Origin of the sequence: Trichlorobacter thiogenes, from assembly GCF_900167465.1 — a bacterium.
Lineage (GTDB): Bacteria > Desulfobacterota > Desulfuromonadia > Geobacterales > Pseudopelobacteraceae > Trichlorobacter > Trichlorobacter thiogenes.
In genome coordinates, this window is the sequence record NZ_FUWR01000003.1 from 174,798 (window position 1) to 188,194 (window position 13,397).

Genomic DNA, 13,397 nt, shown 5'->3' on the forward strand with positions numbered 1-13,397 from the left:
CATGGGTACGAAACAGATTCTCATCGTTTCAAACGGCACCACCGCAGCCCAACAGGCATTCCAGCTCCTTGCAACAGCCCCCTATCAGCTGCATCAGGCTGCCACCTGCGAAGAAGCCCGCATCATCATCAAGCAACAGCGCTTGGATGCAATTCTACTTGGCTCTCCGCCCCATCAGCACTGCCTGCCCTCATTGGAGCACCTGCAGGAATCAGGCAATGATCCGGCAGTCATTGCCCTGCTGGATGCCAATGAGCAGGAGCGCTATCTGGATTGCCACAAGCAAGGCGCCCTGGATTGCCTGATGGCCCCTTTCAGTGTTGAGCGGCTGGTTAAAAGCATTGAGCGCTGCCTGGCGATCAAATCACTTGAACGGGAAAAACGGGATTTCATCTCCATGCTTTCCCATGACCTGAAAAATCCGCTTACTGCAGCCATCGGTTCAATTGATCTGGTCAGGGAAAAACGGCTTGGCCCACTTAACCGTGAGCAGGGCAGCTACCTGCTTTCAGCCATTGAAAGCTGCAATGAAGTGGTTGCTATGATTGACAACCTGCTGGACATTCACCGGCTTGAGGCGGGTAAACTGGTCTTTCACAAGGCGCCGGTCAACCTGTCAGAGCTGGCGCAGCAGGTAGTTGCAGGATTCCGCGGTATGATCAAACATGCCCAGATACAGTTACATCTCCAACTGGAAGAAGATCTGCCGCTGCTGGATCTGGACAAAAACAAGTTTTCTCGGGTGATTGCCAACCTACTCGCCAATGCGGTAAAGTTTACCCCCTGCGGCGGAGAAATCAGTGTGCGTTGCTACTGCGGTGTGTCGGTTGATTCTAACGTAGCAATTATGCTCAGCGTCGCAGACACCGGTAACGGCATTGCAACGGTTGAGCTACCTATCATCTTTGACCGCTTTGTCCAGGCTCGTAATCAGGCAGGACGGGGCAGTGGCGGCAGCGGCCTGGGGCTGGCATTCTGCAAGATGGTAACCGAGGCACACGACGGCACTATCACTGCTGACAGCCGGGAAGGCGTTGGCAGTGAATTCACCATTACCCTGCCACTTCCATAACACAACAACGGAGAATTACCATGATTCAACGACTCTTCTGCACCCTGATCCTGCTGGCAGGCCTGCTTGTTTCCGGGACCGCCTCTGCTTCGACGATAGATTTGAGCAAAGCACTGGTGATCGGCAACGGCCCCAAAAAGGTGATCGAATTCACCGACCCTGACTGTCCCTTCTGCCGCAAGGCATCGGCCTATTTCCACAACCGCCGTGACGTTACCCGCTATGTTTTTTTCAACCCGCTGGCAATGCACCCAAATGCACGGCCCAAGGTGCAGTATATTCTTTCCAGCCCAGACAAAGCCCGCTTGTATCATGAGGTTATGTCCGGCATGGCTGACCGGATGGATGCCAAAAACCTGCCGGTTACCGCAGCAGGGGTAAAACTACAGGAAGAACAGCAAACCATTGCCAAAAAGGCTGGCATTGATTCAACACCGACCTTTATGATTATGGGAAGAATTATTGAGGGGTTTGATCTGCCGAAGATTGAAGAACTGCTGGGGAAATAATCTGGGCTTGCAAGGTATATAACATTGCAGGCTTTCAATCCCGTTACTTCAGTTCCCTGCGACGGTAGCTGATACCAAGCTTATCCAGTCGTGAGCGCAGGGTGGTCGGGTTCACTCCCAGCAGTTCAGCCGCTCCGCCCGAGCCGTGAATCTTGCCCTTCGTCAACACCAACACTTCTTTGATATGCACTGCCATTGCCTCATCCAGATTGAGTGGATAGCTCAGCTGACCCTCAACAGAGCTCTGTGATCTGTTTGAACTATCATTGTCCGGCTGAACTGCATCAAAGGTTAATGCCCCGCCACGATAACGGATCAACTCACGTTCCACCACATTCTCCAACTCACGCACATTACCTGGCCAGTCATATTCCACAAGGCGCAGAAGCGCACCAGGGGCTATGGAAGGCGGGGCTGCCATGCCCAGTTCCCTGCTCTTTTCGGCCAGAAAATGCCGGGTCAAGGCAGGAATATCCTCCTTGCGCTGCCGTACCGGCGGCACGATGATGGGAAACCCGCTCAGCCGGTACCAGAGATCCTCACGGAAACTGCCTTCCGTAATCATACTCTGCAGGTTGCGGTGGGTTGCAGCGATCACCCGTACATTGACCGGTATCGGGCGCTTCCCTCCAATCTTCTCCACTTCGTGGTGCTGCAACACCCGCAGGAGCCGTACCTGGGCTGCTGGCGGAAGTTCACCAATCTCGTCCAAAAAAATGGTCCCCTTGTCAGCCCGCTCGAAGCGCCCCCTGTTCTCTGCAATTGCGCCAGTGAACGCCCCCCGCTCATGGCCAAACAGCTCACTGTCGATCAGGCTCTCCGGCAGGGCGCCGCAGTTTACCTTAACAAACGGACCGTCCTTGCGCTGTGAAGAAAAATGGATCGTATTGGCGATCATCTCTTTGCCGGTTCCGGTTTCGCCCAACAGCAATACGGTATTGTTAAGAGGAGCCACCTGACGCACCATCTCCATCACATTGCGCAGCCCGGTATTAGCGCCGATGATCTCGTCTGCGTCTCCCAGCAGTTCACGATTCAGGAAACGCTTGTCATCCAGCAGGACACTCTGGTAGTGCAGCACCTCTTCATGGGCAAGGGCATTGGCAAGGGCAATGGCAAACGGCTTTGCAATGCACCCCAGAAATTCTGCCTGTTTCTCACTGTAGCGTCCCTTTCCCTCTGCACGCAAAGCCAGTCCGCCAAGTAACCTCTCCTCAATGCGTAACGGCACGATCAGATCAGAGAGTCCTTCAAGCCTTGTAAACGGCGCAAGGCGGCGAAAAATCTCGTCCTCTGCATCAACAATGAATGGCCTGGAAAAATTCCGGGCTGCAATCTTCTCCAGCATCCCTTCAGGCAACGGGATAATCTCATCAGGCAGTACGCCGCCATCTCCAACAGCCTGGGCAATCCGCCGAATCGCCCCCAGCCGTTCGTCGATGATAAAGAGGGTCAGTGAGCTGAGCGCAATCTGATCCTTCAGATAGGTAAACGTACTGCGCAACGACTCTTTGATATCCAGACTGCTGCAGCTTCTGAGGGTTATCTCTCTCAGGAATATATCGTTCGTATCCATATCTTCACCCTTTGGACAGATCTGTCAGCGTACTTCCTGCTTGATCCATCCCTTCTTCCACCTTAACCGCTCTACACACAACTACCATATTTCGTACAGCACTGCAAATCACGATTATTAGTAACAATTATATACGATATTTCGTGCCGCACCCACCAACAACCTAATCAACATACTGATATAATTAACAATATCTCTTGGCACGTTTGTCGCAAAAGGACAGTACGAAATGCAATACAAAGGAGCCGACCATGTCCAACCTGCTGTATGTGACCTGCAATGTCAGACCGCTGGAACAATCCCGGACCCTGACACTGGGCAATGAATTCCTGAAAGAATATCAGCGTTGGAACCCGCAGGACGAGATTGAGATCATCGACCTGTATCGCGACAGCATTCAGCGGGTGGATCAGGATCTGCTCAATGCCTGGGAACGGACTGAGCACGGGGAAGCGTACGTGCCTTTTTCAGACGAAGAACGACGCAAGATGAGCCGGATCTGGCGTCTTGCAGAGCAGTTCGCCAGGTGCGACAAGCTTATCTTTGTCACCCACAGCCTCAACCTCTGGTTCCCGGCTGAATTCAAGATGTACATCGACACCATCTGCGTGCTGGGTCGCACCTATTGTCTGACGCCCCACGGGGCTGAAAAGACGGTACCCGACCGTCACCGGAAATCTCTGCACCTGCATGCTGACCAGCCCTTCAGCTTTGGACACGAACCGCACCAGAGCGTTCCTTACCTGCGCTCCATGCTCAATTTTTTCGGCGTGATCGACCAGCAGACCGTACTCCTTGAGGGCGACATGCTCCAGCAAGGAACCGATGAAGCATACGAGACAGCCCGGCACCGGGTTCTGAAAATAGCACACCGCTTCTAAAACGAAGCATTCAAGAAAGGAGCAGCACCCATGAAAACCGACCGCATAACCATAGTAAAGGCCATCTGCCTGTCGTTGTTGGGAATCTCGCTGACCGCCTGCAACGGCGAGCACAAGAAGCCTGAGGCACAGAGCGAGGCAGTCCCTGTGACCGTAGGAAAGATCCAGAAGATTCAGGAACGTGAGAGCATTGCTGCAAGCGGCAGCATAGCCACCCCCAATGCACCGGCACAGGCAGGCTTTCTAGTGTCCGGCAAGGTGATATCGGTTGGACCGCGGGAAGGTGATTTCGTAAAAAAGGGTCAGGTACTTGCCTCCATTGATTCGATCGATTACCAGCTGCCGCTGGCAGCGGCCAGGGCACAAGCCGACCAGGCCCGCATCAGCTTTGAACGGGCAGAAGATGAATTCCGGCGTATGAAGATGCTCTATTCTTCAAACAGCATGGCGATTAACGACTTTCTAAAATACAAGGCAACCTATGATGCTGCCAGACAGCAGTATGAACAGGCGCTGGCATCGGAAAGATTAGTCGGCAAGCGTCTCAGCGATGCAACCCTGCATGCCCCCATCAGCGGCTATATCTCAAAACGTTCAATAGAGCCCGGGGCCATTGCTGCTCCGGGACAACCTGTCTTCGAGATTGTCCAGATGGATCCGCTGGAGGTGAATGTCGGTGTACCGGAAACAGACGTGCGCCTGGTACGGGTTGGTCAGAAGACAAGCATTACCGTACCTGCCCTGCCGGGCAAGACCTTCAGCGGTACGGTACGGATCATCAATGTATCGGCAGACCCAACGACCCGGACCTACATGACCAGAATCAGCGTACCGAATCCGGAGCGTCTGTTACGGGTGGGTATGGTGGCAGAGGCAACCATCAGCGGTGACCGGACCATTGCTATGGCAACCCTGCCCGGCGATGCCGTGGTACGGGATCCGCAGGGTGCGCCCCAGGTCTTTGTCTACTACCCGGATCAAAAGCGTGTCTATGCCAAGCGGGTAGAGATCGGGGCGGCTGTCAATAAGGATGTGCAGATTAAAAGCGGTCTCTCCGGGGATGAACTGATTGTTCTGGCAGGTCAGACCAAACTGAAAAACGGACAGCTCGTAGCGGCAACCGAACCGTCAGCCCGGAAGTAACCAGTACCCAAGAGAGGATAATCGTATGAAACCGATACAATTTTCACTTCGCTACCCCCCGGTCACCCTGATCTTGACGGCAATGGTGGTCTTCATCGGCATCCATGCCTTCCTGAAGATGCAGCGCACCGAAGACCCGACCATCACCATCAGAACCGGGATCGTGGCCGCCATGTATCCCGGCGCCACCTCTGAGCAGATGGAAAAGCAGGTCACCAAGACCCTGGAAAAACATATCTTCAAGTTTCCCGAGGTGCGCAAGGAAAAGACCTATTCCACCAGCCGTCCCGGTGTGGTGGTGATCAATGTGGAGCTGGAAGACAACGTCAAAAATTCCGACCAGTTCTGGGCAAAGCTGCGCCATGAGATGAATCTGGTGCGCAGCAGCGAGCTCCCTAGCGGCGTGATGGGGCCGGTGGTTGACTCCGATTTCGGTGACACCGTTGCCATGCTGGTTGCCATCCACGGCAAGCGCTACGGCTATCGCGAACTGCGAGATTATGCCGACAAGATCCACGACGAGATGCGCACCGTCCGCGAGGTGGCAAAACTGGTCACCTACGGCAACCAGAATGAGGAGGTCTGGATCACCGGCAGCCTGGAGCGGATGACACAGTACTTTGCCGATCCGCGTCAGGTGGTGAATGCCCTGCAACAGCGTAACGTGATTGAGAGCGCCGGACATTTTGAGGCTGACCAGGCAAAGATCCCAATGCGGACTACCGGGTTATTCAACACTGAAAATGAGATCCGCAACGTGCTGGTCGATGTTTCAAAGCAAGGTCATCCGACCTACATCAAGGATTTTGCCACGGTCGCACGCCGCTATCAGGACCCTACCTTTATGGTGCGCTACGACGGCGAGCCGTGCCTGCTGTTGTCGGTGGATATGCAGAAGGGCAAGAATATCGTGGAACTGGGCGAACGGCTGGACGCGGTATTCAAGCGCCTCAAGCTCATCCTGCCCCCTGATGTGCAGCTGGATCTGGTGGCCAACCAGCCGGAGGTGGTCAAGGAGCGGACCGCCCAGCTCAGTCATGAATTCCTGCTGGCAATTATCTCGGTGGTGATCGTCACCATCGTGCTGCTGCCGCTGCGGGTTGCCTTGATTGCCGCCCTGGCCATACCGGTGACCCTCTGCGGCACCCTAGGTGTGATGAACGCCTTTGGTATCGCCCTGCACCAGGTCTCCATCGCAGGGCTGATCATGGTGCTGGGGATCGTGGTGGATGACGCCATCGTGATTGCCGACAACTACGTGGAGCTGCTGGACCACAAGGTACCCAAGGCCGAGGCTGCCTGGCGGTGTGCCAGCGATGTCCTGGTCCCGGTCCTGACCGCAACCATCACCATCATTGCCTCGTTCCTGCCGCTTTTGATCCTGACCGGATCAGTGGGTGAATTCATCATGGCGCTGCCGATCACGGTGGCGATCGCCCTGGCGGTTTCCTTTATCGTGGCGGTCTTCCTGACCCCCTTGCTCTGCAGATTCTTCATCAAAAAAGGCCTGCACGACCATGACGCCGCAGAGCAGCACAACACGGAGAAAAAGACCCTGCTGGATCGGCTCCAGGACAAGTATGGCGTTCTGATCGCCCTTTTCATGAAGAAAAGGTGGCTGGCCTACACCCTGGGCGGCTGTGCCTTTGCCTTCGGCGTTGCGCTCTTTGCGATGGTGCCGCAGCAGTTCTTCCCTTCGGCTGAGCGCAACCAGTTTGTGGTCGATCTCTGGATGCCTCAGGGGACACGGATCGAGGCCACCGATGCGGTCATGAAGCGGATCGAAAAAAGCCTGGGGGCCAGCAAAGGGGTTGAGCACTACGCCAGCTTTGTTGGCCAGAGCGCCCCGCGTTTCTACTACAACGTCAACCCGCAGCAGCCGGACGGTGCCTATGGCCAGTTCATTGTCAACACCGCTTCGGTGAAGGATACCACCAGACTGGTGAAGGAACTGCGCCCAGCTCTGTCAAAGGTGGCGCCTGAGGCAACGGTGATCGTGAAGGAACTGCAGCAGGGGGCACAGATGGAGGCCCCCATCGAGGTGCGTATCTCCGGTGACGACATCAGCGAACTGAAGCGACTGGGTGAAAAAGTCCAGGGAATCCTGGAGGCTATTCCGGCATCCCAGTATGTCTACCGTGATTACTTTAACGACTCCTACATGCTGGACGTGAAGGTCAATAACGAACTGGCAAACCGCTTGGGAATATCTGACGCGTCGGTGGCGCAGACCCTGTCCGGGGCCTTTGACGGCGCTGCCGTCAGCACCTTCTGGGAGGGGGACCGTCCGGTCACCATCAGGCTGCGGCTTGACCAGGCCTACCGCTCGAATGTTGCCGACATCAGCAACACCTATCTCAATTCCGACCTGACCCGCGCCAGGGTGCCGCTCCGCGCTGTTTCCACCCTGTCGCCGGAATGGCAGACCAGCCGGATTGTACGCAGAAACGGGGTGCGCACCCTGACAATCCGTGGGTTCACGAAATCAGAACAGTACGCATCAAAACTCCTGGAGGAGGCCATGCCAAAGATCAAAGCGCTGCAACTGCCAGCCGGCTACCGGATAGATTTCGGCGGAGAAATGGAAAACCAGAACGAGACCTTCCCGCAGATGCTGGCTGCCCTTGGGATCAGCCTGGTGGCGATCTTCCTGGTGCTGCTGGTGCAGTTCAGAAATATCGCCGACCCTCTTATCGTGATGGCGTCGATCCCATTGACCCTGTTCGGGGCGATCTTCGGGCTCGTCATAACCCACAACCCCTTCGGTTTCACCGCCTTCATGGGGCTGATCAGCCTGTGCGGGATCGTGGTGAGAAACGGTATCATCCTGGTGGATTACTGCAACGAACGGGTCGCCGAAGGTGCAACGCTGGTACAGGCAGCACAGGAGGCCGGGTCACGGCGACTGCGCCCGATCTTCCTGACCACCATGGCCGCTGCCGTGGGGGTCACGCCAATGATCATCTCAGGCTCCAGTCTTTGGGCTCCGTTGGCCAGCGTAATCGCCTTTGGCCTGATCTTCTCCATGTTCTTCACCCTGCTGGTGGTGCCGGTCATCTTTGTGGCGGTCAAGTCCCGTGCCCTGAAACCGGGGGCGGTAGCTGCAACCGTAGCAATCTGCGCCCTGCTCCTTGCCAATGGGCACGAGGCCTCTGCTGAACCGGTGAAACATACCCTGACCCTGACCCAGGCGGTTGAACTGGCCTTACAGCAGAACAGCGTGCTCAAAATCGGCCGGGCAAAGGTAACAGAAGGGGATCAGAAGATCGTGTCGGCCCGGGCTCAGTACTTCCCGCTGCTTTCCAACAACACCAAATATATGACCTTGTCCGAAAAACAGCAGGTCACCGTACCGGCAGGCAGCCTGGGAAATGTCGGCGGCGGGCCATTCCCCAACAACGACGTAAAGTTAAGCCAGAGCCGTTCTGACATATTCTACAGCGAAACAACCCTGGCTCAACCGGTCACGCAACTGCTCAAAATCCATGAGACTCATCAGATTGCCCGTACAGATCATCGTATTGCAAAGGCAGAACTGACCAAGTCTGAAAACGAGATCGTCCTTACGGCACACCAGCTCTATTACAGCCTGCTGGTGGCCAGCAAGGAGAGAGATGCCGCCCAGGCATCAGTGACTGCGGCACAGGAAAACCTGCGCGAGGCCGAGGATGCGGTAAAGGCCGGGAACCAGCTCTATGTGGCCGTAACCGGTGCCAAGGCCAACCTGCTTCAGGGCAGGCAGGCGCTTATTGCAGCTGAAAATCGCATTGCAGATGTCACCTCGGAGTTGAATGACCTGTTGGGACTGCCGAGCAATGCCATCCTGGAAGTGACCGAGACAGGTCTGCCGGTATTGATGAGACCTGAAAAAGAGCAGTCCTATGAAGAGGCCAGGATACGCAACGCTGAGCTGCTTGTTGCTCGCGAAACCCTGGAGAAGTCACGCCACGCAGTACGTGCCGCAAAGTACGAATATATCCCGGACCTGACCATCTATGCCAAGCACGGCTATCAGGATGGCGCGCCGTTTACTGAAAAGAACGTCGGCATCTTCGGGGCAGAGCTGACCTGGAACATCTTTGACTGGGGGAAACGAAAAGGGGATATCGGCCAGCGGGTCGCCCAGCGGGCGCAGTCTGAAGAAAACCTGGCACGTCTGGACAAACGGGTCATGATTGAGATCGACAAGACATACCGTACCCTGGAGCGTTCGAGGCAGATGGTGGAGGTCGCCCGTGAGGCATTGGCCCTGCGCAGGGAAAACGTACGGCTCAGCGAAAATGGGGTCAAGGCCGGCACCGTGACAGCGGCAAAGCACGCCGAGAGCATTGCAGCATTGAAAAAAGCAGAGATGGACGAGTTGCAAACCTCGCTGCAATACCGGCTGGCACAGAACGAACTGGAGCGGATCACCGGGACGCTGGCATCAAACCGGTAGACAGGAGATAGTGCAAGCGCTACCGACCATTTACGGCAAAACCGGACATGGCCGACAGCCCCAAAGGACTTAGGGATGCAAAAACGAGACATTCTGCTTGTTGATGATGACGCCTGTTACCTTCATCTTCTCAGCTCGGTTCTCAGGCTTAAAAGATTTGACGTGGCTGTAGCCTCGCATGGCTCCAGCGCCCTGGAACTATTGGAGGATGAGAGCGTCGGTTTATTGATCACCGACTTTGACATGCCGGGAATGAATGGTCTGGAACTGGCTTCCTGCGCACGCAAACAATATCCGGACATGCCCGTATTTCTGATAACGGCCAGTATGCTCACAGATATTATTGATGGAGCCGCCAACGCAGGCATTTCTAATGTCTTTTCTAAACCCCTGGATGTAGACAACTTTATAGAAGCGATCAGGTCTGCACTTTCACCAAGCCAGGACAAAGCGTAAGAACGCATGACCAAACACTACAAAAAGGATCAGCCATGGCAGTCAAGAACACTATCAATCCCGTAGAGACAGAAGCGACACTCGGCGTCAATCAGCGCAACTTGCTAAAGCTGGTAAAGTCATCGCCCCTGGGGATGATTGCTATTGATCCTCAAGGCTTGATTCTGCTGTGGAACCTAGCTGCCGAAGAAATTACCGGGTGGAGCGAACAGGAGGTCTTGGGACAGGATTTCCGGCTGCTTGTCGACGCCTGGCTGGTCTATGAGTTGGAAGAAGTGCATAAACGGATTCTAAACAGTGAAGTTATTCATTCACTTCCCATCACTATCACCAGAAAAGACGGACGGATGATCATTATCAGCTATTCTTCCGCTCCGGTGTTCGATGATGACCGTATCATCGCCGCTATCGCCGTTATCTATGACGTAACAGAAAAGATAAACATGGAGATGGCGCTGAGAAACAGTCTTGAAAAAATGAGCCGGGTTGTTGACGAAACCGTAACTGCCCTGGCAACAGCGATTGGCAAGAGAGATCCTTACACGGCGGGGCATCAACAGCGGGTAGCCCAGCTTGCCTGTGCCATTGCCGAAGAAATGGGAGGTTTTGACGATGACCGCCTGAAAGGGCTCAGGATGGCGGCCACGATCCATGACATCGGAAAGCTGTACGTCCCTGCCGAGATATTGGCCAAGCCCGGTCAGTTGTCGGGGCCGGAGTTTGCGCTCATCAAGACACATCCTCAGGCCGGTTTCGATATCCTTGGAGAAGTAGAATTCCCCTGGCCCATTGCCAGCATCGTTCAGCAGCATCATGAACGACTGGACGGCAGCGGCTATCCGTACGGCCTGACTGGTGACAACATCCTTATGGAGGCGCGTATTATTGGGGTTGCCGATGTGGTTGAAGCCATCTCGTCCCACCGCCCGTACCGCCCCAGTAAGGGGATAGAAGCGGCTTTAGATGAGATTAACGAGGGGCGGGGAGACATATATGACGCCAATGTGGTTGATGCCTGCTTGGCATTATTCTGTAACGGATACATTTTGTTAGAAGCATAATTATGAACAGAGCTAATACTCCAGCGGCATTGCCTTAACCTGCTTTGCGGTAAACACCGGCCCATCCTTGCAGACATAGACATTACCCACATTACAGCGCCCACACTTGCCCAGGCCGCACTTCATCCGGTTTTCCAGGGTGGTGTAGATCGCCTCATCACCAAAGCCCAGTTTTTCCAGCACCGGCAGGGTGAACTTGATCATGATCGGCGGGCCGCAGACCAGGGAGATGCAGTTGTCTGCTGCTGGCGCCAGTTCATCCAGCACCGTCGGCACAAACCCCACCTTGCCATCCCACTCCGGTCCATTACCACCTGGGTCAACCGTTTTGACAAGTTTTACGTCGCTACGTTCTTCCCATTCTTTCAGTTCCCGCTTATAGACCAGATCCGCCTCAGTACGGGCACCATAGACAATGGTGATATCACCAAACTTATCCCGCAGGTCCAGACAGTTCCAGATCAAGGTCCTCAGCGGTGGCAGTGCAATACCGCCGGTCACAAACAGCAGGTTCTTGCCAAAGAACTGTTCAATCGGGAAGGAGTTACCGTAGGGACCACGCACCCCCATGGTATCGCCAACCTCAAGACGGCGCAGCGATTCAGTTACCCGACCAACTGCCCGGAAGCAGCACTCAATATACCCCTTACGGGTTGGGGAAGAGGCGATACAGAAGGTGGATTCACCGGCCCCAAAGGCAGAGTACTCGGCAAACTGACCAGCCCGAAAGCTGAAGCTGTCCCGCACCTTTTCATCCTGAAACACCAGCCGCAGGGTACGGACATCAGGGGTCTCGTCAATCACCTCTTCAACGGTGGCCAGATAGGGGAGGTAGATGTTTTTGTTATCACACATAGAGCAAAACCTTTTTATCCACGAAGGACACGAAGATACACGAAGGAAAAACTATAAAACCAGTCGTTTCCATTCGAGCTTTCCCAGGCTACCAAAATTTATGAGTAGAGCGACTCTCATTCCAGTTGCCTTAAGATAGTTGATGACTTGAGATTCCTCATGGCCGGTTAATTTTTGCAATGCTTTGAGTTCAACTGACGTTACCCCCTGTAACTGATCCATTGCCAGCTTAGCGATTTCGGTCTAGAACTCCCAGAGGAGACTAGACATGAAAACGAAGCGTTTTACAGAAGAGCAAATTATCGGCATCCTGAAACAGGCCCAGGCCGGTATGAAGGTGGCTGACCTTTGCCGGATGCACGGTATCAGTGATGTAACCTTCTACAACTGGCGCAGCAAATTTGGTGGCATGGAAGTCTCTGACGCCAAACGCCTGAAACAGCTTGAAGACGAGAACCGGAAACTCAAGCAGATGCTTGCTGACAGCATGCTTGAGAATAAAGCCATCAAGGACGTTCTTTCAAAAAAGTGGTAACGCCTGCCGCCCGGCGAAAGGTGGTGGTCTTTCTCATGGAGATCCACCAGCTCAGTGAACGACGGGCCTGTGTAATAGTCGGGCTGTGCCGGAGCAGTCATCGGTACCAGGCGAAGCCAAAGAACGATGAGGCCATCAGATCACGCCTGCGTGAGCTTGCTGAACAACGTCGCAAGTTTGGCGCTCCCCGTCTGCATACCCTGCTGCGTCGGGAAGGGCACCTGATTAACCACAAGCGCACAGAACGGCTCTATCGCGAGGAAGGCCTCTCACTCAGACTAAAGAAGCGCAGGAAGCGTATCAGCCATCTCCGTGTGGTCTTGGACAAACCAGAACGGATCAACCAGCATTGGTCCATGGACTTTGTATCTGACAGCCTCTACAACGGCAGACGTTTCCGGGTTCTGACCGTGGTAGACAACTTCAGCCGTGAATGTCCTGTGCTTGAAGCAGACCACTCGCTGACCGGCCAGCGGGTTTCCAGAATCCTTGAACGCATGGCCTTGACCAGAGGTCTGCCGGAAGTCATCACCGTTGATAATGGGCCGGAGTTCATCAGCAAGGCACTGGATTTGTGGGCCTTTGAAAACAACGTCAGGCTCAGATTTATTCAACCGGGGAAACCGGTTCAAAACGCATACATCGAAAGCTTCAATGGAAAGTTCAGGGACGAATGCCTCAATGACAATGTTTTCGTCAGCCTGAACAGCGCACGACAGATAATCGAGAACTGGCGGCTGGACTACAATTCTGAAAGACCACACAAGTCGTTAAACAAAATGACGCCAGAAGAATTTGTTGCAAAACATAATCAGAACCAAAAGGCCGAAAACACTAAGCTAAAACTGGTTCAGTCAATGGGGTAACGTCA

The 13,397-nt window shown here is 54.5% G+C and carries 11 protein-coding genes; 8 read left to right on the forward strand and 3 right to left on the reverse strand.

Annotated elements, in window-relative coordinates:
• Position 1 precedes the first annotated feature (1 nt).
• On the forward strand, positions 2-1,072 hold the full coding sequence (locus tag B5D39_RS05025) for a hybrid sensor histidine kinase/response regulator (RefSeq protein WP_078789306.1): 1,071 nt from the start codon (positions 2-4) through the stop codon (positions 1,070-1,072).
• A 20-nt stretch (positions 1,073-1,092) separates the two neighbouring features.
• A complete protein-coding gene (locus B5D39_RS05030) occupies positions 1,093-1,581 on the forward strand; it encodes a thioredoxin fold domain-containing protein (protein ID WP_078789307.1) in 489 nt (162 codons plus the stop codon).
• Between the two features lie 43 nt (positions 1,582-1,624).
• Here the strand turns inward: B5D39_RS05030 and B5D39_RS05035 are convergent, their stop codons facing one another.
• Positions 1,625-3,157 carry a sigma 54-interacting transcriptional regulator gene (locus B5D39_RS05035; protein ID WP_078789308.1) on the reverse strand — a complete coding sequence of 511 codons (1,533 nt, stop codon included), beginning with the start codon at positions 3,155-3,157 and terminating at the stop codon, positions 1,625-1,627.
• Between the two features lie 251 nt (positions 3,158-3,408).
• On the opposite strand from B5D39_RS05035, the gene B5D39_RS05040 reads away from it, so the two are divergent.
• From B5D39_RS05040 to B5D39_RS05060, 5 genes are all read left to right on the forward strand, one after another.
• Positions 3,409-4,038 (forward strand): FMN-dependent NADH-azoreductase, encoded by a 630-nt coding sequence (locus B5D39_RS05040; RefSeq protein ID WP_078789309.1) that lies wholly within the window; start codon positions 3,409-3,411, stop codon positions 4,036-4,038.
• A gap of 30 nt (positions 4,039-4,068) precedes the next feature.
• Entirely contained in the window at positions 4,069-5,181 is a 1,113-nt protein-coding gene (locus B5D39_RS05045; protein WP_078789310.1) for an efflux RND transporter periplasmic adaptor subunit, read from the forward strand.
• 25 nt (positions 5,182-5,206) lie between these two features.
• Entirely contained in the window at positions 5,207-9,619 is a 4,413-nt protein-coding gene (locus B5D39_RS05050; protein WP_078789311.1) for an efflux RND transporter permease subunit, read from the forward strand.
• Positions 9,620-9,694: 75 nt separating this feature from the next.
• Positions 9,695-10,075 carry a response regulator gene (locus B5D39_RS05055; protein WP_078789312.1) on the forward strand — a complete coding sequence of 127 codons (381 nt, stop codon included), beginning with the start codon at positions 9,695-9,697 and terminating at the stop codon, positions 10,073-10,075.
• 35 nt (positions 10,076-10,110) lie between these two features.
• Positions 10,111-11,136, forward strand: coding sequence for an HD-GYP domain-containing protein (locus tag B5D39_RS05060; RefSeq protein ID WP_078789313.1), 1,026 nt, complete (start codon positions 10,111-10,113; stop codon positions 11,134-11,136).
• 12 nt (positions 11,137-11,148) lie between these two features.
• On the opposite strand, the gene B5D39_RS05065 is transcribed toward B5D39_RS05060, so the two are convergent.
• Together B5D39_RS05065 and B5D39_RS05070 are read right to left on the reverse strand one after the other, a co-directional pair.
• The gene (locus B5D39_RS05065; protein WP_078789314.1) at positions 11,149-11,991 is read right to left on the reverse strand and encodes an FAD/NAD(P)-binding protein; all 843 of its coding nucleotides are present in this window, start codon (positions 11,989-11,991) and stop codon (positions 11,149-11,151) included.
• A 51-nt stretch (positions 11,992-12,042) separates the two neighbouring features.
• Positions 12,043-12,213 carry a GxxExxY protein gene (locus B5D39_RS05070; protein WP_078789315.1) on the reverse strand — a complete coding sequence of 57 codons (171 nt, stop codon included), beginning with the start codon at positions 12,211-12,213 and terminating at the stop codon, positions 12,043-12,045.
• A gap of 46 nt (positions 12,214-12,259) precedes the next feature.
• Between B5D39_RS05070 and B5D39_RS05075 the strand changes: the two genes are divergently transcribed.
• Positions 12,260-13,392, forward strand: a protein-coding gene (locus tag B5D39_RS05075) for an IS3 family transposase (protein ID WP_425274625.1) whose coding sequence is annotated in 2 segments (ribosomal slippage) — positions 12,260-12,512 and positions 12,512-13,392 — 1,134 coding nt in all. Because the reading frame shifts where the segments join, the coding sequence is not laid out codon by codon here.
• The last annotated feature ends 5 nt before the right edge of the window (positions 13,393-13,397 follow it).